Consider the following 508-nt stretch of genomic DNA (forward strand, 5'->3'; position numbering starts at 1 on the left):
GGTTTATGATTAACTCCCTGCCGACTGACTCCCATGACTCGACTGTTTCGGCTTCAAAAAATAGCCGCTCACGTTTAATACTGGATGTGGCATACAGGGATGCTACTCCTATGATTCCAGTACTGAAGTCAAAGCCGATGTAAGTTCTCCGGGCCAGGTCATAGTGCTCGCAGTCCTTATGAGGCTCGAAGAAACCAGAGTTCTTCATTGAAGCAGTTACTTGGTAGAGCTTGCGGCTCCTGAAGTCCTTTTTCAACATCCAGATCAGCACTGCATCGATCACAAAGATACCGACTGTACTAAACCAGTGCTCCTGAATTGAACCGTCTCTAACCGTCCAGTATAAGCCGCTCAGAAACACGAAAGCGCTAACGAACAGAAAGAGGAATACAAACATCATCCAGAGCCATGGTGCGTAGTATCCAAGCCTTTTAGGACGCGCATTGTTACTAATTTTGTTAAAGTCAGTGTTTGATAACGCATTCATATTTAAGGTCCTTTGTTGCCG

Annotated in this window: 1 protein-coding gene; it reads right to left on the bottom strand. The window is 45.5% G+C overall.

All coding sequences use genetic code 11. The annotated features are described in order from the left end of the window. On the bottom strand, positions 1-487 hold a 487-nt coding region (locus ABD481_RS47255), incomplete at its 3' end, for an ExcA (protein ID WP_344672407.1). Between the last annotated feature and the right edge of the window lie 21 nt (positions 488-508).

The organism is Catenulispora yoronensis, from assembly GCF_039531695.1.
Classification (GTDB): domain Bacteria; phylum Actinomycetota; class Actinomycetes; order Streptomycetales; family Catenulisporaceae; genus Catenulispora; species Catenulispora yoronensis.